Annotated in this window: 20 protein-coding genes; 11 read left to right on the forward strand and 9 right to left on the reverse strand. The window is 72.0% G+C overall.

The window, feature by feature from the left end; all coding sequences use genetic code 11:
• Positions 1 to 92 precede the first annotated feature (92 nt).
• Positions 93 to 881: a phosphatase gene (locus ACSU6L_RS23665; RefSeq protein ID WP_437059799.1), complete on the reverse strand. Its 789-nt coding sequence runs from the start codon at positions 879 to 881 to the stop codon at positions 93 to 95.
• Positions 882 to 966: 85 nt separating this feature from the next.
• A complete protein-coding gene (locus ACSU6L_RS23670) occupies positions 967 to 2442 on the reverse strand; it encodes a PucR family transcriptional regulator (RefSeq protein WP_437059801.1) in 1476 nt (491 codons plus the stop codon).
• 164 nt (positions 2443 to 2606) lie between these two features.
• Here ACSU6L_RS23670 and ACSU6L_RS23675 point away from each other — a divergent pair, with 164 nt between their 5' ends.
• From ACSU6L_RS23675 to ACSU6L_RS23685, 3 genes are all read left to right on the forward strand, one after another.
• Positions 2607 to 4070 (forward strand): sodium:solute symporter, encoded by a 1464-nt coding sequence (locus ACSU6L_RS23675; protein ID WP_437059803.1) that lies wholly within the window; start codon positions 2607 to 2609, stop codon positions 4068 to 4070.
• Positions 4071 to 4131: 61 nt separating this feature from the next.
• Positions 4132 to 5121 carry an agmatinase gene (gene speB / locus ACSU6L_RS23680; protein ID WP_073938373.1) on the forward strand — a complete coding sequence of 330 codons (990 nt, stop codon included), beginning with the start codon at positions 4132 to 4134 and terminating at the stop codon, positions 5119 to 5121.
• Positions 5118 to 6806, forward strand: a complete 1689-nt coding sequence (locus ACSU6L_RS23685) for a thiamine pyrophosphate-binding protein (RefSeq protein ID WP_437059805.1) — start codon at positions 5118 to 5120, stop codon at positions 6804 to 6806. Before speB ends, ACSU6L_RS23685 begins: the two co-directional genes overlap by 4 nt.
• 13 nt (positions 6807 to 6819) lie before the next feature.
• On the opposite strand, the gene ACSU6L_RS23690 is transcribed toward ACSU6L_RS23685, so the two are convergent.
• From ACSU6L_RS23690 to ACSU6L_RS23705, 4 genes are all read right to left on the reverse strand, one after another.
• Positions 6820 to 7620, reverse strand: a complete 801-nt coding sequence (locus ACSU6L_RS23690; protein WP_437059807.1) for an endonuclease I family protein — start codon at positions 7618 to 7620, stop codon at positions 6820 to 6822.
• A gap of 267 nt (positions 7621 to 7887) precedes the next feature.
• Entirely contained in the window at positions 7888 to 8043 is a 156-nt protein-coding gene (locus ACSU6L_RS23695) for a hypothetical protein (protein WP_437059809.1), read from the reverse strand.
• A complete protein-coding gene (locus ACSU6L_RS23700; protein ID WP_437059810.1) occupies positions 8040 to 8261 on the reverse strand; it encodes a DUF397 domain-containing protein in 222 nt (73 codons plus the stop codon). The genes ACSU6L_RS23695 and ACSU6L_RS23700 overlap by 4 nt, the downstream gene beginning before the upstream one ends.
• Complete coding sequence (locus ACSU6L_RS23705; RefSeq protein ID WP_437059812.1) at positions 8254 to 9051, reverse strand: helix-turn-helix domain-containing protein; 798 nt, start codon at positions 9049 to 9051, stop codon at positions 8254 to 8256. The genes ACSU6L_RS23700 and ACSU6L_RS23705 overlap by 8 nt, the downstream gene beginning before the upstream one ends.
• A gap of 117 nt (positions 9052 to 9168) precedes the next feature.
• Here ACSU6L_RS23705 and ACSU6L_RS23710 point away from each other — a divergent pair, with 117 nt between their 5' ends.
• Both ACSU6L_RS23710 and ACSU6L_RS23715 read left to right on the forward strand, forming a co-directional pair.
• Positions 9169 to 9351: a hypothetical protein gene (locus ACSU6L_RS23710; RefSeq protein WP_073938382.1), complete on the forward strand. Its 183-nt coding sequence runs from the start codon at positions 9169 to 9171 to the stop codon at positions 9349 to 9351.
• 8 nt (positions 9352 to 9359) lie between these two features.
• Complete coding sequence (locus tag ACSU6L_RS23715) at positions 9360 to 9662, forward strand: hypothetical protein (RefSeq protein WP_437059814.1); 303 nt, start codon at positions 9360 to 9362, stop codon at positions 9660 to 9662.
• Positions 9663 to 9668: 6 nt separating this feature from the next.
• Here the strand turns inward: ACSU6L_RS23715 and ACSU6L_RS23720 are convergent, their stop codons facing one another.
• Positions 9669 to 10046 carry a hypothetical protein gene (locus ACSU6L_RS23720; RefSeq protein WP_437059816.1) on the reverse strand — a complete coding sequence of 126 codons (378 nt, stop codon included), beginning with the start codon at positions 10044 to 10046 and terminating at the stop codon, positions 9669 to 9671.
• A gap of 87 nt (positions 10047 to 10133) precedes the next feature.
• Here ACSU6L_RS23720 and ACSU6L_RS23725 point away from each other — a divergent pair, with 87 nt between their 5' ends.
• From ACSU6L_RS23725 to ACSU6L_RS23745, 5 genes are all read left to right on the forward strand, one after another.
• Positions 10134 to 10991 (forward strand): serine hydrolase, encoded by an 858-nt coding sequence (locus ACSU6L_RS23725; protein ID WP_437059818.1) that lies wholly within the window; start codon positions 10134 to 10136, stop codon positions 10989 to 10991.
• 89 nt (positions 10992 to 11080) lie between these two features.
• Positions 11081 to 12100, forward strand: a complete 1020-nt coding sequence (locus ACSU6L_RS23730) for an esterase-like activity of phytase family protein (RefSeq protein WP_437059820.1) — start codon at positions 11081 to 11083, stop codon at positions 12098 to 12100.
• 104 nt (positions 12101 to 12204) lie between these two features.
• A complete protein-coding gene (locus ACSU6L_RS23735) occupies positions 12205 to 15912 on the forward strand; it encodes an ABC transporter ATP-binding protein (RefSeq protein WP_437059822.1) in 3708 nt (1235 codons plus the stop codon).
• Positions 15913 to 16022: 110 nt separating this feature from the next.
• Positions 16023 to 16412: a hypothetical protein gene (locus ACSU6L_RS23740; RefSeq protein ID WP_437059824.1), complete on the forward strand. Its 390-nt coding sequence runs from the start codon at positions 16023 to 16025 to the stop codon at positions 16410 to 16412.
• Positions 16413 to 16515: 103 nt separating this feature from the next.
• Entirely contained in the window at positions 16516 to 17934 is a 1419-nt protein-coding gene (locus ACSU6L_RS23745) for a S28 family serine protease (protein WP_437059826.1), read from the forward strand.
• 28 nt (positions 17935 to 17962) lie between these two features.
• Here the strand turns inward: ACSU6L_RS23745 and ACSU6L_RS23750 are convergent, their stop codons facing one another.
• Positions 17963 to 18604, reverse strand: coding sequence for a hypothetical protein (locus tag ACSU6L_RS23750; protein WP_437059828.1), 642 nt, complete (start codon positions 18602 to 18604; stop codon positions 17963 to 17965).
• Between the two features lie 110 nt (positions 18605 to 18714).
• A complete protein-coding gene (locus ACSU6L_RS23755) occupies positions 18715 to 20532 on the reverse strand; it encodes a glycoside hydrolase family 3 protein (protein ID WP_437059830.1) in 1818 nt (605 codons plus the stop codon).
• Between the two features lie 388 nt (positions 20533 to 20920).
• On the opposite strand from ACSU6L_RS23755, the gene aroA reads away from it, so the two are divergent.
• A complete protein-coding gene (gene aroA, locus ACSU6L_RS23760; protein WP_437059832.1) occupies positions 20921 to 22162 on the forward strand; it encodes a 3-phosphoshikimate 1-carboxyvinyltransferase in 1242 nt (413 codons plus the stop codon).
• Positions 22163 to 22187 lie beyond the last annotated feature (25 nt).

The following is a 22187-nucleotide window of genomic DNA, read 5'->3' on the forward strand; positions in this document are numbered from 1 at the left end:
TGCTGTGCGGTCCCGACCGGACCGTACGGCACGCCGTTCGTCTGTGCCCCGGAACGCCCCGGAGCCCCGGAGCAGGCCTGGAGGGGACCGGCCTACGCCAGCCCCGCCTCCGCCAGCAGATACGCCGTCATGGGGTCGTAGTACCGCGGGCTGACCACGTGGTCGTCCAGCGGCACCGTCACCTGTACGGTCCCCTCCGCCTCGGCGACGAACAGCGCCGGGTCGTTGCAGTCCGCGTATCCGACGGAGTCCACGCCGTGTTGTCCGGCGTAGCCCGCCCAGCCGTGGTCGGCGACGACGAGGTCGGGCAGCGGGCGGCCCGCGCGTTCCAGCGCGGTCAGGATCGCCTTCATCGGGTCGCCGGAGTGGGTGTGCCACAGCGTGGCGCCGTGCTCCAGCACGGCCACGTCCGCGAACTGCATGACGTAGCCCTCCTCCGTCTGCAGCCCCTCCGGGATGACGACGATCTCGCAGCCGGCTGCGCGCAGCGCGGCGGCCGTCGCCCGGTGCACGTCGAGGAGCCCGCCGGGGTGACCGGTGGCGAACAGCACCCGCTGCTGCCCGTCCGCCGCCTTGCGCAGCCGCCCGGCCATCCGCTCCAGCGCGGAGACAGTCAGTTCCGGGTCGATGGTGTCCTGGCCGAACCGGTGCTCGGGATCGTCGTTCACGCCGACCCGCTCCGCCATCACCGCGAGCACGTCCTGCTCGTCGGTCCAGCGGTCGCCGAGTTCCAGGCCGAGCCAGTAGTTGCGGTTGCCGTTCGCCAGTTGGCGGTAGTGCGAGAGGTTGTTCTCACGCGGGGTGGCGACGTTCCCCGAGATACGGGTCCTCACGAGATGGTCGACGAGTTCGGCGCGGCTGGGTGTCCCGGGTATCGGCATGGCTCCCATTGTGGGGGCTGACGACCGGCTCCGTCCTTGCCGTGAGGGGCGCTGGGATGTGGATCACGCCCGCCCGTGCGCGCCCTCACGCCTGCCGCAGCGCGAACCACAACTCCATCCGCACATCCGGATCGTCGAGGTCCGCTCCCAGCAGCGCGGCGCACCGCGCGATCCGCTGCCGGACGGTGTTGCGGTGGACGGAGAGGGCGACGGCGGTGCGGTCCCAGCTGCCGTGGAGGGAGAGCCAGGTGCGCAGGGTCTCGGCGAGGGGCGGGGTGAGCGGGGCGAGCAGGGCGCGGGCGTGGGACTCCGCCTCGGCGGGCGGCACCAGGTCCGCGAGGGACGGGCGGGGCGCCGGGCGGAGCAGGGGAGTGCGCGTGGCACGGGCGCGGGACAGGGCGCGGGCCGCCTGGATGTCCGCGGAGGGCAGGGCGTCGGGGGTGACGGGGGCGCTGACGCCCAGGGTCCAGCCGGGCTGCGGGTCGGGATCGCGGTCCGCGGGCAGCAGGACGCGTACGACGTCGTCGGCCGCGTCGACCAGCGGGGAGCCCAGGGCGGCGCCGAGGGCGGACGCGGTCACCGGGTCCGGCGCCCCCGGCGGCTGCGGGACCGCGTGGACGACCAGCCAGCGGTCCGTGCCGCCGAGCAGGGGAGTCACCTCCTGCGGCGGGGCGCCGAGGAGGAGGCGGACCAGGGCCGAGGAGCGGGCCGCGCCGGTGCCGCTCTGGTGTTCACCGGTGAGGAGGGAGAGGAGCACGGCGGCGACCGAGGCGATGGTGTGGTCGCCGGGGTCCCGGCGGGGGGAGGCCACGCCGAGGACGAAGCCGTGGCCGGCTCCCAGGGCGTACGCGGAGAGATGGGTGCCGGCGACGGTGTCGGTGGCGGTGGTGGAGGCCCGGGTGAGCAGCACGTGCGCCAGGTCCGTCAGCATCCGCGTCACCGGCTCGTCCGGGGCCCGGCCCGCGGCGGCGATCTCCGTGCCCTCCGGGCCGTACAGCACCGTCCGGCCGCCGACGCGCTGGGCGAGCTGCCGCAGGACCGACGGCACCGGGTCCGGGCGGGCCGCGGCGGCGGCGAGGCTCTGCTGGGCCTCCGTGACGCGGCGCAGTTCCGCCACGCGGGCCTGTGCCATCAGCTGCCAGACCGCGCGGGCCACGCCGGAGAAGGTGGTCTGGGGAGGGACCTCCAGCAGGGGCAGGTGGTACGCCTCGCAGGCGATGACCAGGGCGCGCGGCACCGTGTCGTGCACCGGGGCCAGCCCGAAGCCGAGCGCCGCGCCGCCCGCCTCGACGACCCGGGCGACGTAGTCGTCGAAGTAGGTGCCCGACCCCGCCGCCTCCGGGATGTGCACGCCGGCCGTCAGGAGGAGTTCGCCGCCCAGCATGTACGGATAGGGGTCGGACATCTCCGACGTGTGTGCCGAGTGGACCGCGATGCCGGTGGCGGGCGGTCCGGCGATCTGGCGCAGGGCGAGGTCCTCGCGGGCCAGCAGGGCGGACAGCGGGACGGATGGGGTGGGCGGAACCGCCGGCGTCTCGGACATGATGTGCGTTTCCTCCATGCCGTTCTGCCTGGATGGATGAAACGTACACTTCGCAGTCGCTTTTCGGCCACCTAGGGTCGGTCGGGACCGGTGGCCGCGGGTACGGGCGGATGTCCCCGCGACCAGCCACCGCACATCCCATCTGCACGACACGCCACCGAGAGTGCGCGAAGGAGGCCCCCATGGCCGTCGACTACATCGTGATCGTCGTCTATCTGGCCGGCATGCTGGCCATGGGCTGGTGGGGCATGCGCCGCGCCAAGTCCAAGAGCGAGTTCCTGGTCGCGGGCCGCAGGCTCGGCCCGGCCATGTACTCCGGCACCATGGCGGCGATCGTGCTCGGCGGCGCGTCCACCATCGGCGGCGTCGGCCTCGGCTACCAGTACGGGCTGTCCGGCGCGTGGATGGTCTTCACCATCGGCCTCGGCCTGCTCGCCCTGTCGGTCTTCTTCTCCGCGCGGATCGCCCGGCTGAAGGTCTACACCGTCTCCGAGATGCTCGACCTCAGATACGGCGGCCGGGCCGGCGTGATCTCCGGTGTCGTCATGTGGGCGTACACCCTGATGCTCGCTGTCACCTCCACCATCGCGTACGCGACGATCTTCGACGTCCTCCTCGACGTCAACCGCACCCTCGCGATCGTCCTCGGCGGCTCGATCGTCGTCGCCTACTCCACGCTCGGCGGCATGTGGTCGATCACCCTCACCGACATGGTGCAGTTCGTGGTGAAGACCATCGGTGTGCTGCTCCTGCTGCTGCCCATCGCGGTCGTCAAGGCGGGCGGCTTCAGCGAGATGAAGGCGCAGCTGCCCACCGAGTACTTCGACCCGCTGGGCATCGGGGGCGAGACGATCTTCACCTACGTGCTGATCTACACCTTCGGCATGCTCATCGGTCAGGACATCTGGCAGCGCGTCTTCACCGCCCGCAGCGACAAGACCGCCAAGTGGGGCGGCACCGTCGCCGGCACCTACTGTCTGGCCTACGCCGTGGGCGGCGCGGTCATCGGCACCGCCGCCAAGGTGCTCTACCCGAACCTCGACAGCGCCGACGACGCCTTCGCCACCATCGTCAAGGACGAGCTGCCGATGGGCGTGCGCGGACTCGTGCTCGCCGCCGCGCTGGCCGCCGTGATGTCCACCTCCTCCGGCGCCCTCATCGCCTGCGCCACCGTCGCCAACAACGACATCTGGTCCCGGCTGCGGGGCGTCGTGCGCCCCTCGGGCGAGGAGCACGACGAGGTCAAGGGCAACCGGACCTTCATCCTCCTCATGGGCGTGGCCGTGATCCTCACCGCCATCGCGCTCAACGACGTCGTCGAGGCGCTGACCGTGGCGTACAACCTGCTCGTCGGCGGCCTGCTGGTGCCGATCCTCGGCGGGCTGCTGTGGCGGCGCGGCACCGCGCCGGGCGCCCTCGCCTCCGTCGTCGTCGGCGGTCTCGCGGTGATCGGCCTGATGGCGACGTACGGCATCCTCGCCAACGAGCCGGTCTACTACGGCCTGCTGGCCTCCCTCGCCACCTACGTCGTCGTCTCCCTGGCGACGAAGCCGACCGACGAGGCGGTGCTCGCCGCATGGCGCGAGCGTCTCGCCGGACGGGCCCCCGAACCCGTGTCCGAAGAACCGGTGGCGGCTCAGCAGTAGAGTCGATACCGCTCAGTAGTAGTGCATACGCGATAAAGCGCAGGAAAGAAGGCATTTCCCGATGAGCAGCAACGAGACGCCCCGCGGCCCGGTCGACTCCTCCCGCATCCCGCGGTACGCCGGTCCCGCGACCTTCGCCCGGCTGCCGCGCCTCGACGAGGTCGGCACCGCCGATGTCGCCGTGGTCGGCGTGCCGTTCGACTCCGGCGTCTCGTACCGGCCGGGCGCCCGCTTCGGCGGCAACGCCATCCGTGAGGCGTCCCGGCTCCTGCGGCCGTACAACCCGGCCCAGGACGCCTCCCCCTTCGCCCTCGCCCAGGTCGCGGACGGCGGCGACATCGCCGTCAACCCGTTCAACATCAACGAGGCCGTCGAGACCGTCGAGGCCGCCGCGGACGACCTGCTCGGCACCGGCGCCCGCCTGATGACCCTCGGCGGCGACCACACCATCGCGCTGCCGCTGCTGCGGTCGGTCGCCAAGAAGCACGGCCCGGTCGCGCTGCTCCACTTCGACGCGCACCTGGACACCTGGGACACCTACTTCGGCGCCGAGTACACCCACGGCACGCCGTTCCGCCGCGCGGTCGAGGAGGGCATCCTCGACACCTCGGCGCTGTCCCACGTCGGCACCCGCGGCCCGCTCTACGGCAAGCAGGACCTCACCGACGACGAGAAGATGGGCTTCGGCATCGTCACCTCCGCCGACGTCTACCGGCGCGGCGCCGACGAGATCGCCGACCAGCTGCGCCAGCGCATCGGCGACCGCCCGCTGTACATCTCCATCGACATCGACTGCCTCGACCCGGCCCACGCCCCCGGCACCGGCACCCCCGAGGCCGGCGGCATGACCTCCCGCGAACTGCTGGAGATCCTGCGCGGCCTCGCCTCGTGCAACCTGGTGTCGGCGGACGTCGTCGAGGTGGCCCCCGCGTACGACCACGCGGAGATCACGTCGGTGGCGGCGTCCCACACGGCGTACGAACTGACGACGATCATGAGCCGCCAGATCGCCGCGGCCCGTGAGACGAACAAGGAGAACGAGGGCAAGTGACCCACGACCACGACCTGGAGCTCCGTCCGACGGCCGCCCAGACGGAGGCCGCGCTGAATCCTCCCCCCGGCCGCAACGGCGGAGACCTGGTCGTGGAGACCCTGGCCGGGCTGGGCGCGACCACCGTCTTCGGCCTGCCCGGCCAGCACGCCCTCGGCATGTTCGACGCCCTGCGCCGCTCCGACCTCCGGTACATCGGCCTGCGGGTCGAGAACAACGCCGGGTTCGCGGCGGACGCGTACGGGCGGATCACCGGTGAGGCGGCCCCGCTGCTGCTGTCCACCGGCCCCGGCGCCCTGACCTCGCTCGCCGCGCTCCAGGAGGCGGCGGCGGCCTCGGCGCCCGTCCTCGCGATCAGCAGCCAGGTCCCGACGGCCGGCCTGGGCGGCGGCCGCCACGGCTACCTGCACGAACTCCCCGACCAGTCCGCCTCCTTCCGGGGCGTGGTGAAGTCGGTCCACACCGTGCGCACCCAGTCCCAGATCCCGTCCGCGATCGCCGCCGCCTGGAAGTCCGCGCTGACCGCCCCGCACGGACCCGTCTGGGTGGAGATCCCGCAGGACGTGCTCCTCGCCGGGACGCACCTGCCGGTGGTGACCGCCGTGGACGCCACCCCCGAGGACCTGCCGCCGCGCCCCGAACTGACCGCCGTGGCGGCCGATCTGCTCTCGAAGGCGGCCCGCCCGGCGATCATCGCGGGCGGCGGAGTGGTCCGCGCGGACGCCTCCCGGAAGCTGCTGCAGCTGGCCGAACGCCTCCAGGCGCCGGTCGTCACCACCCCCGGCGGCAAGGGCGCCTTCCCCTGGGAGCACCCGCTCTCCCTCCAGTCCTGGCTGGAGGACCGGTACACGACGGACTTCCTGGAGGACGCCGACGTCCTGCTCGTCGTGGGCTCCGGACTCGGCGAACTCTCCTCCAACTACCACACGTTCAAGCCGCGCGGCCGGGTGATCCAGATCGAGGCCGACCTCGGCAAGCTGGAGTCCAACCACCCGGCGCTCGGCATCCACGCGGACGCGCGTCTGGCGTTGCAGGCACTGCTGGAGACGGTGGCGGAACGCACCGACCCCACCGCCCCGGAACGGGTGCGGGACCTGCTGCGCCGGGTGCGTGAGCGCATCGAGTCGCAGGAACTCACCCTGGAACAGGACCTGCTGGCATCGATCCGCCGAGCGCTCCCCGCGAACGCGCCCTCGTTCTGGGACATGACGATCCTCGCCTACTGGGCCTGGTCCGCGTTCGACGCCAAGGGCCCCAACACCCTGCACTCCGCACAGGGCGCGGGCGGCCTCGGCTACGGCTTCCCGGCCGCCCTCGGCGCGGCGGCGGCGGATCCGACGCGCCCGGTACTCGCCGTCTCCGGCGACGGCGGCGCCCTGTACTCCATCGCCGAGCTGGCCACGGCCCGCCAGTACGACCTGAACGTCACCTGGCTGATCGTCGACGACGGCGGCTACGGCATCCTCCGCGAGTACATGACGGACGCCTTCGGCCAGCCGACGGCGACGGAACTGACCCGCCCGGACTACGTGGCGCTGGCCGAGTCGTTCGGCGTTCCGGGGATCCGCACGACCCCCGAGACACTGGATTCCGACCTGGCGAAGGCGCTCGCGGCACCGGGCCCCTCCGTCGTCGTACTCCCCGCCGTCCTGCGCATGTTCGCGCCGACGCATCTGGAGGGCTGAGGCGCTACGGCACCTACCAGATCGCCTCGACCCACTCCGGGTGGTCGATGAACGGGTTGCGGTTGCCCTGGTAGCTGTCGTAGATGATCTCGTTGCGGCGCTCCTCGAAGGCGTCCGGCGGGTCTTCGGTGTTCCACTGCTGCAGCACCGAGAGGCGGCCGTGGTACGGGACGCTGCCGTTGATGGAGTCGTTGGCCTCCAGGTCGGGCCAGCTGTCGTCGCCCTCGTAGCGGACGGCCATGTAGAGGATCATCCGGGCCACGTCGCCCTTGACGGCGTCGCGCGGCTCGAAGGAGTTGGAGTCGGTCAGGCTGCCACCGGAGTTGGTGAACGAGCTGCCGCCGTTGTCGAAGTCCTTGTTGCCGCGGATGGAGTTGACCTGCACGTCCTCCGCACGCAGATGGTGCAGGTCGGTGCCCGGCCCCGCGGTGGTGCCGAAGTCGCCGTGCGACTGGGCCCACACGTGCTCACGGTTCCAGTTGCCGGTGCTGCCCCCGTTGAGGGACTTGCTGCGGGAGATGCCGCTGTACAGCAGGATGACGTTGGCGCTGTTCCGCGGGTCCTCGTCGGTGACCTTCAGCGCGTTCCAGACGGCCGAGTACGAGATGGTCGTCTGATCGCTGATGATCGTGTGCAGGGAGTCCTTCAGCGCCGTACCGCTCTTGCCGATCGCGTCGGCGTAGTACGTGTCGTCGTACGCCGTGGTCGTCGCCGCGGCGGGGGCGGCGGTGAGGGCGGGAGCGGTCAGACCGACCAGAACGGCGGCCGTGGCGAGCGCCACTGACTTCCAGCGGCGGAGGGGTGTCGCCGGCATGTGGGGTCCCATCTACGCGGGTTGAATGAAGGCGGCAGAGGGAGAGTGTCATGGACATGTTAGCGATTGGGTGACGGTGAGGTGTCGGGTTGATGACGGGACCTGCTCACATGCGAGCTGACTGGTCTTCAACTGCCGTCGGATGGGGGGGCACTCAGGTCTCTGGGTAAAATCTGGCTCGGGATCCGCGGCCTTTTGGTGACGAGCACGTCCGTGTCCGCGCCGGCAGGATCAGCAGGGCCCGCGTCGAGTCGATCTCCTCGACGCTCACTGCGAGCTGTCGTGGAGGTGGTACATGTACGCGATCACTCCCACAACGGTCAGCACGATCAACGCGAGCCCGATGGGGTTCCTCGGGTTGTAGACGAAGCCGGTGCCGCGCTCGCGGAGGAACATCGGCTCGTCGTTGTCGTGTCCGCTCACGCCGGGAGTTCGCCGTTCCTGACCGCCGTGACGAACGAGGACCAGCCGGCGGCCGGGAAGACCACGGCGGGGCCGTCCGGGTTCTTCGAGTCGCGGACGGGGACGCCGGTGGGGTGGTGGTCGAGGACTTCCAGGCAGCTGCCGGCGTTGTCGTCGCTGTGCGACGACTTGCGCCAGCCGCTCAGCCTCGCCGCGTTGGGGATGGTGTGCTCAGTCATGGTGCCCGTACTCCTTCGCGGTGGCCCTGAGCAGGGCCAGTGAGTCCTTCAGCGGCATCGCGTCGCTCAGCGCGAGATCGTAGCGATGCTGCAACTTCCGGACTGCGGAAGGGGAGTCGTGCAGCCTCCCGACATGCCCGCCTTCCGTGTACGCCAGCGGTGGCTGGTCCTCAAACCACATCAGCGTGAGCATGCTGCTCATCAGCGGGTGATGGCCCACGCCGAACGGCATCACGTGCGCGCGGATACGTCCCGCCTCAGTGAGGCGTACGACGTGCATGATCTGCTCCGCCATGACGTCGGCGCTGCCGATGGGGCGCCGCAACACCGTCTCGTCCAGCACCGCCCACACCACAGGCGTCACCGGATCTTCGAGGATCTTCGCGCGCTCAAGCCGTGTGACAACGCGCCTGTCACATTCCTCTTCACTCACCGGGGGGAACGCCGCGCCCAGAACCGCACGTGCGTACCTTTTCGTCTGGAGGATGCCTGGGAAGTACGCCACAGCGAACTCGCGGATCTCCACTGCTTGTTGTTCGAGTACGCGCACCCTCTCGAAGTACTCCGCGACCGACACGTCATCGTCCTGCGGCAGAAAGCTGCTCAGCACATTCCCCGTGTTCAGCGCCCTGTCCAGCCGCCGCGCATCCTCCTTGGACGGAACCCGCCGCCCCGCCTCGATGTGCGCGATGTGCGAACGCGTCATGAACGCCATCTCCGCCAGCTCCTGCTGCGTCAGACCGGCCGCCTCGCGCTGCTGCTTGAGCCAATCGCCGTAGATGGTGCCCATCGCCTCAACTCCCTTGTGACAAAACCCCGGTCACACTCCACCCCCTGGCGAGCCTAGCCAAGCCCCTCTCACTCTGTGAACGGATCGCCACACAGAGCGAACACGAGGAGCTGAGAGATGACCCGTCGTATTGCCCGTCTCGTCGCCGCGTTGCGTCGGCCGCTGCGCAGGCCGCTGCGCCGGCCGACCGTCCAGCACACCGGATCCCAGCCTCCGCAGGCGGAACATCCGGCCACGGTCCTCGGCGTCGGCCTGGGCTCGCTCGGCATGCCCGTGGTGAAGGTGAGGGGCGGCAAGTGAGGAACGGCATGAGCGACGGCACGATCAGTCCGCGGCTGCTTCCCTGGACCGGCGCGGAGGGCAAGCGCTGCCTGCTGGTGACGGACGGGACCGGCCCGCTCTCCCGCCTGGCCGACACCGTCGAGCGCGTACAGCTGGAGATGGCCCTCGGACTCCTCGACCACGCGGCCGACATCCTCGCGGACCGGCGCGTGACGCCCGCGCAGCTCCGCTTCACGCTCGCCCGCATGCACGAGGCGCTGACCGACGTGCACCGGATCGCCGAGAGCCGGGGTGCCAGGCTGCCCGCGCCCGCCTGCGGCGACGGGTGACCGCGCTCAGTCCAGCAGCGCGCCGAACTGCTCCTCGTAGGCCGACCTCTGCGCCGCGTGCCCCCGGGCGAACGCCTCGCGCTGCTCCTCGCCGAAGTTGCCCGTGGGGATGCCGCCGACGGGGATGAAACCGGGCAGCGCCCGGAAGAGTTCCGTGGCCGCCGCCGACCGGGCCTCCCCGTGCCAGGCCCTGGCCGCGTGCACCTGCTCGCCCACATGGCGCAGCAGCCGCTGGAACTTGTCCCGGGGCCCGTTGGATATCACCTTCTGCCACGCGCCCGGCCGGCCCAGGGTGCCTGATCCGGTGGCTATCCGTTCCAGTGCCTCCAGCGTGGCGTACAGCCGCCCGCACAGCTCGGCGACGTCCTGCCGGCTCTGTCCCATCCCATCCCCTCCCGCCCGTGCCTACCCCGACGCCGCGCCCCTCGAACGCCCGTACAACCGTGCGCCCCGGTCGCGAGTCAACCGAGCATGACTTTCGGCAGATCCCGTTCCACCCGCCTGCTCGGCACCGCCCTCGCCGGCGGTGTGCTCATATCCGGCGTGGCGACGGCCGCCCCGGCCGCCGCCGCGCCCGCCCCCGCCGTCAGCTGCACGTCCTCGAACGCCGCACTCGCCGCGAAGCTCCAGCAGGACATCACCGCCGCCCTCGCGGGCCGCGGCGGCACCGTCGCCGTCGGACTCCACGACCGTACGACGAACACCACGTGCACCCTGCGCCCCACCACCGCCTTCGACTCGGCCAGCGTCGTGAAGGTGACCGTGCTGGCCGCGCTGCTGTGGGACGCGAAGAAGCAGGGCCGGTATCTCACCGAGCGGGAGGCCACCCTCGCCCGCGCCATGATCACCAAGTCGGACAACGCCTCCACCAGCACCCTGTGGAAGCAGCTCGGCCTGTCGAAGATCAACGCGTTCCTCGCGGCCGCCGGCATGACCCAGACGAAGCCCGGCGCGGACGGCTACTGGGGGCTGACCCAGATCACGGTGACCGACGAGCAGAAGCTGCTCAAGCTGATCACCGGGCGGAACCCCGTCCTCAACGACAAGTCCCGCTTCTACATCATGAAGCTGATGAGCCAGGTCGTGTCTGACCAGCGCTGGGGCACCCCGTACGGCGTCCCCTCCGGAGTCACCGTCGCCGTCAAGAACGGCTGGCTCTCCCGCGCCACGAACGGCTGGCGGGTGCACAGCATCGGCGCCTTCAAGGGTGGCGGCCACGACTACACCATCACCGTCCTCACCCACGGGAACAGCACCATGAGCTACGGCATCACCACCATCCAGGGCGTCGCCAAGGTGATCCACCGCGACCTGGCCGCCGCCGGCTGACGCTTCACCGCGCGGTCTGCCTCCGTCACCGGCTGACGCTTCACCGCGCGGTCTCCCGACCGTCACCGGCCCGGCCTACGGTGACGCCCATGCGCCTGAGACCCGTCATCGCCACCGCCTGCGCCGCCCTCGCGGCGGCCGCCTGTCTGACCGCCGCGGGCCCCGCCCACGCCGGGGCCCGGCACGCCTGTTCGCCGTCCGTCGCCATCGATGGCTTCTCCGACGCCCTCGACAAGACGACGTACGACGGCACCTTCGTCGGCAACTTCTCCGCGCTCGCCACCGACCGGGACGGCTCGCTCGCGGCCCTCTCCGACCGGTCGGCCCTGTTCTCCCTCGACCGCGGGACCCTCCAGCCGCGCGCCGTGCGCCCGCTCGCCGACGAGAACGGCGCCGCGCTGGACTCCGAGGGCCTGGTCGTCGACGGGGACGGCACCTACCTCGTCTCCTCGGAGACCGAGCCGTCCGTGCGCCGCTACTCCCGCGACGGCCGCGTCCTCGGCCGGCTGCCCGTGCCGGACGCCCTGCGCGTCACCCCCGCCGGCCGCGCCGCCGTCAACGGCACCTTCGAGGGCCTGACCCTGGCGCGTGACGGCCGTACCCTCGTCGCCGCCATGGAGTACGCCCTGTCCGGGGACAGCGCGGGCACCGTCCGCGTGCAGACCTGGCGGCGGACCGCGGGCGGCGACTTCGCGCTCGCCGCCCAGTACGCCTACCGCGCCGACCCCGGCCTCGGTGTCCCCGAGATCACCGCGACCCCCGACGGCCGCCTCCTCGTCCTGGAGCGCGGCTTCACCGCCGGCGTCGGCAACACCGTCCGCCTCTACCTGGCCGACCCGCGGCACGCCACGGACACCGGCGGGATCGAGTACCTGACCGGCCAGGACGGCGTCCGGCCGATCCGCAAGACCCTGCTCGCCGACCTCGCCGGCTGCCCCGACCTCGGCGCCACCGCCAAGCAGCCGCAGCCCAACCCGCTCCTCGACAACATCGAGGCGATGACGGTCACCGGCCGCACCGGGAACCGGCTGAACGTGCTGCTGGCCAGCGACGACAACCAGAACGCCGCCCAGACGACCCGTTTCTACTCCCTGCGCGTCCGCCTCTGACCCCGCCCAATTGTTGCGGAGGGATGAAATCCGCATCCGCCCGCGTTGGTGCCTTCCGGAAGATCAGGTCGACCGGGCCTGTCGAGAACACGGAGGGCACCCGCGTGAGCACGCAACGGGGATGGGCACGACGGCTGTGGGGCTACGCCTGGCGCTACCCACGGGACGTCGTCCTCGCCCTCGGCTCCTCCCTCGGCGGGATGGCCCTCATGGCCGTCGTCCCGCTGATCACCAAGGTGATCATCGACGACGTCATCGGTGACAAGACCCGCGACATGGCCCCCTGGGCCGGGGCCCTCATCGGCGCCGCGCTGCTCGTCTACGTCCTCACCTACATCCGCCGCTACTACGGCGGCCGTCTCGCCCTCGACGTCCAGCACGACCTGCGGACCGAGATGTACGAGACGATCACCCGGCTCGACGGGCGGCGCCAGGACGAACTGTCCACCGGGCAGGTCGTCGGCCGGGCCACCAGCGACCTCCAGCTCATCCAGGGCCTGCTCTTCATGCTCCCGATGACCATCGGGAACTTCCTGCTCTTCCTGATCTCCCTGGTGATCATGGCGTGGCTGTCCGTCCCGCTCACCCTGGTCGCCCTCGCCGTGGCGCCCGCCCTGTGGTGGATCGCCAAGCGCAGCCGCAGCAGACTGCACCCCTCGACCTGGTACGCCCAGGCGCAGGCCGCCGCCGTCGCGGGCGTGGTCGACGGCGCCGTCAGCGGCGTCCGCGTGGTGAAGGGCTTCGGGCAGGAGGAGCAGGAGACCGGGAAGCTGCGCGAGGTCGGGCGGCGGCTGTTCGCCGGACGGCTGCGCACCATCCGGCTGAACAGCAAGTACACCCCCGCCCTCCAGGCCGTCCCCGCCCTCGGCCAGGTCGCCATGCTCGCCCTCGGCGGCTGGCTCGCCGTGCGCGGTGACGTCACCCTCGGCACCTTCGTCGCCTTCTCCACCTACCTCGCCCAGCTGGTCGGCCCGGTCCGCATGCTCGCCATGGTCCTCACCGTCGGCCAGCAGGCCCGCGCCGGCACCGAACGCGTCCTGGAGCTGATCGACACCGAGCCGACGCTCACCGACGGCACCAAGGAACTCCCCGCCGACGCGCCCGCGACCGTCGAGTTCGACGACGTCTCCTTCGGCTACGACCCCGACCGGCCCGTCCTCGACGGCCTCTCCTTCGAGATCCGCCCGGGCGAGACCCTCGCCGTCGTCGGCGCCTCCGGCTCCGGCAAGTCGACCGTCTCCCTGCTCCTCCCGCGCTTCTACGACGTCACGCGCGGCGCCGTCCTGATCGGCGGCCACGACGTGCGCGAGCTGACCACCGCCTCGCTGCGCGCCGCGATCGGCCTGGTCCCCGAGGACTCCTTCCTCTTCTCCGACACCGTCCGCGCCAACATCGCCTACGGCCGGCCCGACGCCACCGACGAGGAGATCGCGAAGGCCGCCCGCGCCGCCCAGGCCGACGGCTTCATCGCCGACCTGCCCGACGGCTACGACACGGTCGTGGGCGAACACGGCCTCACCCTCTCCGGCGGCCAGCGCCAGCGCATCGCGCTCGCCCGCGCCATCCTCACCGACCCCCGGCTGCTGGTCCTCGACGACGCCACCTCCGCCGTCGACGCGCGCGTGGAGCACGAGATCCACGAGGCGCTGAAGCAGGTCATGGAGGGCCGCACCACCCTCCTCATCGCGCACCGCCGCTCCACCCTCAACCTCGCCGACCGCATCGCCGTCCTCGACGGCGGCCGGCTCGCCGACCTCGGCACCCACGACGAACTGCAGAAGCGCTCGGCGCTGTACCGCCGGCTGCTCACCGACCCCGAAGAACTGGGCGGCGTCTCCCCGGGCCACACCCCGAAGGCCGCCCCGCAGGACGAGGACACCTCCGTCCGCGAGGAGCTGGACGCCGAGTTCGACGCCGAGCGCGGCGTCACCCCGAGGCTGTGGACCGGCGACCGCGAGCCGAAGGACACCGCCCTGTCCGGCACCCCGGCCACGCCCGAGCTGCTGGCCCAGGTCGACGCCCTGCCCCCGGCGACCGACACGCCGGACGTCGACGAGGCGCGGGCGGTGCGGCCGGAGGAGTCGTACAACCTGCGGCGCCTGCTGAAGGGCTTCGGGCTGCCGCTGCTGGTCAGCCTGGCCCTGGTGGCGGTGGACGCGGGCATGGGCCTGCTGCTGCCCGTCCTGATCCGGCACGGCATCGACAGCGGTGTCTCCGAGCTGGCCCTCGGCGCGGTCTGGGCGGCCTCCGCGCTCGCCCTGGCGGCCGTGCTCGCCCAGTGGGCGGCGCAGATCGGCGAGACCCGGATGACCGGCCGGACCGGCGAGCGGGTGCTGTACGCCCTGCGCCTGAAGATCTTCGCGCAGCTCCAGCGGCTCGGCCTGGACTACTACGAGCGTGAGCTGACCGGCCGGATCATGACCCGGATGACCACGGACGTCGACGCGCTGTCCACGTTCCTGCAGACCGGTCTGGTCACCGCGTTCGTCTCGGTCGTCACCTTCTTCGGGATCATGGTGGCCCTGCTGGTGCTCGACGTGCAGCTGGCACTCGTCGTGTTCGCGACGCTGCCGCCGCTGATCATCGCCACCTTCTTCTTCCGCCGGGCCAGCGTCAAGGCGTACGAGCTCGCCCGCGAGCGGGTCTCCGGGGTCAACGCCGACCTCCAGGAGACCGTCGCCGGGCTGCGGATCGTGCAGGCCTTCGGGCGGGAGCGGGACGGCGGACGCCGGTTCGCGGAACGCAGCGACGGCTACCGGCAGGCCCGCGTCCACGGCCAGTGGCTGATCTCCGTGTACTTCCCGTTCGTGCAGCTCCTGTCGTCCGCCGCGGCGGCGGCCGTGCTCGTCGTGGGCGCCGGACGGGTCGACGCGGCCACCCTGACCACCGGCGCCCTGGTGGCGTACCTGCTGTACATCGACCTGTTCTTCGCACCGGTGCAGCAGCTCTCCCAGGTCTTCGACGGCTACCAGCAGGCGTCCGTCTCCCTGGGCCGCATCCAGGAACTCCTGCGCGAACCCACCTCCACGCGGAGCGCCGACGAACCCCTCGCCGTGCGCTCCCTGCGCGGCGACATCGCCTTCGAGGACGTGAACTTCGCCTACGGGGACGAGGAGGAGGCCCTGACCGGCATCGACCTGCGCATCCCCGCCGGGCAGACCGTGGCGTTCGTCGGGGAGACCGGCGCCGGCAAGTCGACGCTGGTGAAGCTGGTGGCCCGGTTCTACGACCCGACCGGCGGCCGGGTCACCGTCGACGGCCAGGACCTGCGCGCCCTCGACCTCACCTCCTACCGGCACCGGCTCGGCGTCGTCCCGCAGGAGGCGTACCTCTTCCCCGGCACCGTCCGCGATGCCATCGCCTACGGCCGCCCCGACGCCACCGACGCCGAGGTGGAGGCCGCCGCCCGCGCGGTCGGCGCCCACGAGATGATCGCCGGGCTGGAGGGCGGCTACCTCCACGAGGTCGCCGAGCGGGGCCGCAACCTCTCCGCCGGTCAGCGGCAGCTGATCGCGCTGGCCCGCGCCGAGCTGGTCGACCCGGACATCCTGCTCCTCGACGAGGCGACGGCCGCCCTGGACCTGGCCACGGAGGCCCAGGTCAACCAGGCCACAGACCGCCTCGCGGGCCGCCGCACCACACTCGTGGTCGCGCACCGCCTGACCACCGCGGCCCGCGCGGACCGGGTCGTCGTCATGGACCACGGCCGGGTCGCCGAGGACGGCACCCACGAGGAGCTGCTGGCGCGCGGCGGACGGTACGCGGAGCTGTGGCGGACCTTCGTGGGGGAGGACGCGCCCGTCGGGGCCTGACGGCTCCCGGCGCAACCATCCGGCGTACGCCGCGCGTCCGTACATCCGTACGTCAAACTGCCGAACCGTACTTCAGGCCGCCGGGGGGCGTGGCAGGGGAGGGGACGACTGTGGACTCGGGTGCGATACGACGCCGGCTGGCGCTCGGGCTGTCCCTACTGACCGTGTCCGGGCTGTTCGCGCTCGCCGCGCCGGCCGACGCCCACGCGGCGGCCGGGCCCTGCCCCGGCCGCAAGGTCAGGACGCTGCCGTTCCCCACCGGCTCCGTGCACGTGTACAAGAGCGGCGGCTACGTCTGCGCGGCCACCTACGCGAAGGACCCCGGCCCCCGCCGGACCATGTCCGTCAGCGTGCAGCGGCGCGGCCACAACCCCGTCCCGTACACGGGCAAGCACCGCAAACACACGCCCGGGGTGACGGTCTACGCCGGGCAGCGCTGTGTGCGGGTGGAGGGCTCGGTGGGGCGGGGATCGGTGAGCTCCGACTGGATCCTCTGCTGAACCGGCGGGCGCCGGTCCGGCGGCCGTTGCCGAACTCCCCCTGGTGTGAACCCGGTTGCTCCGATAGCTTCCGGCGCACATCTGTTCTCACAGGGGAGGGTGCATGCGCAAGGCGCTCAGATGGCTGCTCGCGCTCACGGTGCTCATAGGCACACTGAGCACGGCGGGGACGGCCACCGCCGTCCAGCCGGAGGCCACCGACATCAAGGACCGGCTCCTCGCCATACCGGGCATGAGTCTGATCGAGGAGAAGCCGTACCCCGGCTACCGCTTCTTCGTCCTGAACTACACCCAGCCGGTCGACCACCGCAGGCCCTCCGAGGGCACGTTCGAGCAGCGGATCACCGTGCTGCACAAGGACGTCTCCCGCCCGACGGTCTTCTACACCGGCGGCTACAACGTCTCCACGACGCCCAGCCGCCGCGAGCCGACCCAGATCGTGGACGGCAACCAGGTCTCCATGGAGTACCGCTACTTCACCCCGTCCCGGCCCAGCCCGGCCGACTGGACCAAGCTGGACATCTGGCAGGCGGCCAGCGACCAGCACCGCATCTTCAAGGCCCTCAAGCCGCTGTACGACCGCAAGTGGCTCTCCACCGGCGGCTCCAAGGGCGGCATGACGGCGACCTACTACGAGCGCTTCTACCCCCGCGACATGGACGGCGTCGTCGCCTACGTCGCCCCCAACGACGTCGTGAACAAGGAGGACTCGGCGTACGACGAGTTCTTCGCCACCGTCGGCACCAAGGAGTGCCGCGACCGCCTGAACGGCGTCCAGCGCGAGGCACTCGTGCGCCGGGAGGCCATGGAGGAACGGTACGCGGCGTACGCCGCCGAGAACGGCTACACCTTCGACACCGTCGGCAGCCTCGACAAGGCGTACGAGGCGACCGTCCTCGACTACGTCTGGGGCTTCTGGCAGTACAGCCTGCTCTCGGACTGCGACACGATCCCGGCCGACGCGAAGAACGCGACCGACGACGAGATCTGGACCTCCATCGACACCATCGCCGGCTTCTCCTTCTACACCGACCAGGGCCTGGAGCCGTACACGCCGTACTACTACCAGGCGGGCACCCAGCTCGGCGCGCCCACCATCCGGTTCCCGCACATCGAGAAGAAGTACATCCGCTACGGCTACCTGCCGCCGCGCCACTACGTCCCCCGGGACATCGAGATGACGTTCCAGCCGGGCGCGATGCGGGACGTGGACACCTGGGTCCGCCACAACGCCACCCGGATGCTCTACGTCTACGGCGAGAACGACCCGTGGGGCGCGGAACCGTTCCGCCTCGGCAAGGGCGCACGCGACTCGTATGTCTTCACGGCCCCGGGCGCCAACCACGGCGCGCGTGTGGCGGGCCTGGTGGACGACGAGAAGGCCCTCGCCACGGCCAAGATCCTGGAGTGGGCGGGCGTGGCCTCCGCCACGGTCCAGGCGGACCCGTCCGCGGCGCAGCCGCTGGCGAAGTTCGACGCGAAGCTGGACAAGCGGGGCGTGGAGCGCACGCTGCGTCCGTGACCCTTTCCGCCGCGCCCGCCCCCGGTGGCTACAGGGGGCGGGCGCAGCCCACCGGGTTCTCGCCGCCCAGCTGGACGTAGAGGGCGGTGGGCGTGGGGCAGTCGGTGCGTCTGGGGACCGCCTCCGACACCCGGTACTCGGGCGGGCGTTCGCCCTCGCCGTCGCAGCGGGTCTCGCGGACCTCGCCGTCGCCGGAGCCGTAGACGCAGTCGCCGACGATGGTGCGCGGGCCGCCCCCGCCGCCCGGGTCGCCGGGGTGCGGGGGCTGGAGGGAGCGCATACAGGCGTAACCGCGCGGGATCGCGCCGTCGCCGTCCTCGTCGGAGGACGGGCGCTGTTCGCTGATGTGCAGCACGAAGTCGGTGGTCGCGGGGCACAGCGGCCCGGTGTCCGCCCTGCCGTCGTGCCGGGCGACGACCCGTGCCGCCGCCCGCTCGCTGCCGCAGGACACCTCGGCAAAGTCGGCCGTCCCGAACGAACTGCACTCGTCGACGCCGAGGAACTCCGCCCCGTGGCCCGACGGCCGCGCCTCGGCCGCCGGTACGGTCGCGCTGGGCGGCGGGACGCCACCGCCGCCCTCGCCCTCCCCGCCCGACGGGCCCTGACAGGCCGCCAGCAGGGTCACGAGCAGCCCCAGTGCGGAACCCCGCACGACACGTCTCCCACCCATGCCCATTCCCCCCACCCCCGCCCAGCGTGACCCGCCGCGGCGGGCACACGCCAGACTCGCCGGGTGCTTTGCGTCACTTGGGGGTGGTGCGCCGGGTGTGTGACGTAGGGCTAGTACGTCAGGCCGTGCCCGAGGGGGTACAGCACCCGCGTCGGATCGTCGGCCCGCTGCACCGGCACCGGCAGCTTCCCCCGTGGTGTCACCGTCCCGGCGATCGTCCGGGCGGCGGCGCGCACCTCGACGTCCGTCCAGGAGTAGGTCGCCAGGTACGCCCGTACGCCCGGCAGATGGGCGATGTCGTACGGGTTGCGGATCGCCACCGCCACCACCGGCCGACCCGTCGCCAGCAGCCTTTCGACCAAGGTCTTCTGCGCGCCGGCAGCCGTGACGTTGTACGTCGCCACCACCACCGCGTCGGCGTCCCCGGCCGCCGCGACGGCCCGCTCGACGACCGCGGCTGACGGGGCGGTGCCGGTGGACAGCGCGGTCGCGGTGAAGCCCAGTTCCGTCAGGGCCGCAGCGAGGACGCCGGTCGGGGGGCCGGTGGTGCCGGACGGGGAGGCCGGGTCGGCGCCGACGACCAGCAGGCGCGGGGTCCCCGCCGGGGACAGCGGCAGCAGTGCGTCCTCGTTCGCCAGCAGGGTGGTGGTGTGCTCGGCGATCCGGTCGGCCGCCGCGAGATGGACGGGCGTCCCCACGGCGCGGTCGACGCGGTCCGTGTCGGTCCACGGATCGTCCAGGAGCCCCAGCCTGGCCTTCAGGCGGAGCACCCGCAGGATCGATTCCTCCAGGCGTTCCTCCGTCAGTTCCCCGTCCTGAACGGCCTTCAGCACCGCGTTCCACGCCAGGTCCAGCTTGGGCGCGTTCAGCAGCTGGTCCACGCCCGCCTTCAGCGCCAGCACCGGCACCCGTTCGTCGCCGTACTTCTGCCGTACGCCCGCCATGTCGAGAGAGTCGGTCACGACGACCCCGTCGTAGCCGAGCTGTTCGCGCAGGATGCCGGTGAGGACGGGACGGGAGAGGGTGGCCGGGTCGCCGGAGTCGTCGAGGGCCGGGACCAGGATGTGCGCGGTCATGATCGAGTCGATGCCCGCCTCGATCGCGGCGCGGAACGGCGGCGCGTCCAGCGTCTCCCACTGCTCGCGGGTGTGCTTGATGACCGGGAAGCCGTAGTGGCTGTCGGTCTCGGTGTCGCCGTGCCCGGGGAAGTGCTTGGCGGTCGCCGCGACCCCCGACCGCTGGTAGCCGGCGACCTCCGCCGCGACCAGCCTCGCCACCGCGCGCGGGTCGGCGCCGAAGGAGCGCACGCCGATGACGGGGTTGGCGGGGTTGACGTTCACGTCGGCGACGGGGGAGTAGTCCTGCCGGACGCCCATCGCGCGCAGTTCCTTGCCCGCGATCCGGCCGAGGGCGCGGGCGTCGGTGCGGGAGCCGCCGGCGCCGATGGCCATGGCGCCCGGGAAGAGCGTGGCGGGCTTGCCGATGCGGGCGACGATGCCGTGCTCCTGGTCGGTGGAGATCAGCAGGGGCAGGCGGTGCGGCAGGGCCAGCGAGGCGCGCTGGAGGCCGTTGGAGAGGTCGGCGATCTGGCGCGGGTTGCGGGTGTTGTGCGCCCAGGCGAAGTAGATGACGCCGCCCAGCCGGTATCTGGCGACCAGTTCGGCGGCGGTGCGGACGCCGAACTCCCTGAGGTTGGCGTCGATGTCGGCCTGGTCGGGGGCGGTGGCGGAGTGGCCGTAGGCCCGGGAGACGAAGAGCTGGCCGACCTTCTCCTCGAGTGTCATCCGGGAGATCAGGCGGCGCAGCTTGCGGTCGCCGACCGCGTGGGCGGGGCTTGCGACCGTGAGGGCCGCGGTGACGCCGGCGCCGGCGGCGAGGACCGTGCGTCTGGAGGGTTTCGCGGTGTTTCCTGTGCTGGTGTCGTGCACGTGCGCTCCTTCCGGAGGAGGTCCGCTGAAGGAAACTTCCGAGGGGTCACCAATATCCGGGAAGTTTCTGCCAGTCAAGGGAACGCACAGTACCCAGCGAGGGGGCCGCCATCGGCGCATTGGAGGGGGGCGCGCCGATGGCGGCATGCTGCCGGCCGCGGTACGGCGGAGAGGGTGGTCAGCGTTCGCAGCCAGCAGCGAGGCCGACACCGCACCACGGTGACTCTCCGGCAGTCCGGCGGTTGGACGCGGCCGGCTCGGGGCGGGTTCCCGGCCCGTCCCGCTCCGGGCGAAATCGGTACCGGTGTGCCCCACGGGACGGCTGCGCCGCCGGTCCATCCCGTGGACGTTCCGGCGCGCGAGGGGGCCGTCGGCAGATCATGAGGGCATGCCCGTAGTCGACATCCCCGGTTCCAAGTCCATCACCGCCCGTGCCCTCTTCCTCGCGGCGGCGGCCGACGGCGTCACCACCCTGGTACGGCCGCTGCGGTCCGACGACACCGAGGGCTTCGCCGAGGGCCTGGCACGGCTCGGCTACCGGGTCGGCCGCACCCCGGACACCTGGCAGGTCGACGGCCGCCCCGAGGGCCCCGCGAAGCCGGAGGCCGACGTCTACTGCCGGGACGGCGCGACCACGGCCCGCTTCCTGCCCGCCCTCGCCGCCGCCGGCCACGGCACCTACCGCTTCGACGCCTCCCCGCAGATGCGCCGCCGCCCCCTGCTGCCGCTCACCCGGGCCCTGCGCGACCTGGGCGTGAAGCTGCGGCACGAGGAGCAGGAGGGCCACCATCCGCTGACCGTCGAGGCGGCCGGAGTGGAAGGCGGCGAGGTCACCCTGGACGCGGGACTGTCCTCGCAGTACCTGACCGCGCTGCTCCTGCTGGGCCCGCTCACCCGCAAGGGCCTCCGCGTCACCGTCACCGACCTGGTCTCGGTGCCGTACGTCGAGATCACGATCGCGATGATGCGCGCCTTCGGCGTGGAGGTACGGCGGGAGGGGGACACCTTCGTCGTCCCGCCAGGCGGCTACCGCGCCACCACCTACGCGATCGAACCGGACGCCTCCACCGCCAGCTACTTCTTCGCCACCGCCGCGCTCACCGGCACCGAGGTCACCGTCCCCGGACTCGGCGAGGGCGCGCTCCAGGGCGACCTGGCCTTCGTGGACGTGCTGCGCCGCATGGGCGCGCACGTGGACGTCGGCGCCGACCGGACGACCGTGCGCGGCACCGGCGAACTGCGCGGCCTCACCGTCAACATGCGGGACATCTCCGACACCATGCCGACCCTCGCGGCGATCGCCCCGTACGCCTCCGGGCCGGTGCGCATCGAGGACGTCGCCAACACCCGCGTCAAGGAGTGCGACCGCCTGGAGGCCTGCGCGGAGAACCTGCGGCGGCTCGGCGTGCCCGTCGAGACGGGCCCCGACTGGATCGAGATCCACCCGGCGGCACCCGCGCACGACGTGGACGTCAAGTCCTACGGCGACCACCGCATCGTCATGTCCTTCGCGGTGGCCGGCCTGCGCGCCCCGGGCATCTCCTTCGACGACCCGGGGTGCGTGCGCAAGACCTTCCCCGGCTTCCACGAGGAGTTCGCGAGGCTGCGCGCGGCCGTCGGCATCGGCTGACCGCGCGGGTCACGCCGGCGCGCCG

The sequence above is a fragment of the Streptomyces sp. enrichment culture genome (genome assembly GCF_964272855.1).
Classification (GTDB): Bacteria; Actinomycetota; Actinomycetes; order Streptomycetales; family Streptomycetaceae; genus Streptomyces.